The following is a 650-nucleotide window of genomic DNA, read 5'->3' as shown; positions in this document are numbered from 1 at the left end:
TAGAAAGAAAACCAATAAAGATTAAAAAACTAAATATTGTCTTTTTCATAATGAACCCCTTAAAATGTAATTTTTAATAAAACTATTCTATTTTTAACGATATTAAAATAATCTTAAGGTGAGAAAGGGAATTAAAGATAAAGTTATGTAAAGTATAAAATAGTAGCACTTATCTTAATCAAGCAATGCCATTAATAATATTGTAAGCCCAAAAAGCACATAGCTCACAAAAACATAACACAATTTCTTAGAGGGATATTGTGCTTGATTTCTATAAAGCCATTCTGAACAAACAAACATTAACAATAGGACAATACAAGTTATTATAAACATAAAATATTTTGCTTTATTAGACTACCACCCATTTTTCCTACAAACTTTCCAGCACCAGCTCCACCAATTACTCCTATGGGTGTTCCCAATCCCATTCTAATAGCACCAATAGGGTTCCTACCAAACCATATACCTCTCACAGCCCCTCTTCCTACAGCTCCCCCAAAACTCCACCAGCTCCAACCTTGATTCCTGCCAAATAAGAGGATAGGCCTTAATCATCATTAAAGAAAACATTAAATCACTGATACAAAGATTAAGTTTTATTAATGGACTTCTTAAAGAAAATTATTAAAACTAATGCGACACAGCCTAAT

Annotated in this window: 2 protein-coding genes; both read right to left on the bottom strand. The window is 31.2% G+C overall.

What is annotated here, in order from left to right:
• Positions 1–174 precede the first annotated feature (174 nt).
• Complete coding sequence (locus LS72_RS11150) at positions 175–333, bottom strand: hypothetical protein (protein WP_194145626.1); 159 nt, start codon at positions 331–333, stop codon at positions 175–177.
• Positions 324–473, bottom strand: coding sequence for a hypothetical protein (locus LS72_RS11145; protein ID WP_194145625.1), 150 nt, complete (start codon positions 471–473; stop codon positions 324–326). The genes LS72_RS11150 and LS72_RS11145 overlap by 10 nt, the downstream gene beginning before the upstream one ends.
• Positions 474–650: the final 177 nt, after the last annotated feature.

It is taken from the genome of Helicobacter apodemus (genome assembly GCF_000765745.2).
GTDB lineage: Bacteria > Campylobacterota > Campylobacteria > Campylobacterales > Helicobacteraceae > Helicobacter_D > Helicobacter_D apodemus.
The sequence above is the reverse complement of the archived record's forward strand: the minus strand, read 5'-3'. Positions and strand labels throughout refer to the sequence as shown.

What these genes read in the sequence shown, in the direction of transcription:
- LS72_RS11150 (WP_194145626.1), bottom strand. Translation starts at nt 333, where the DNA reads ATGTTTATAATAACTTGTATTGTCCTATTGTTAATGTTTGTTTGTTCA.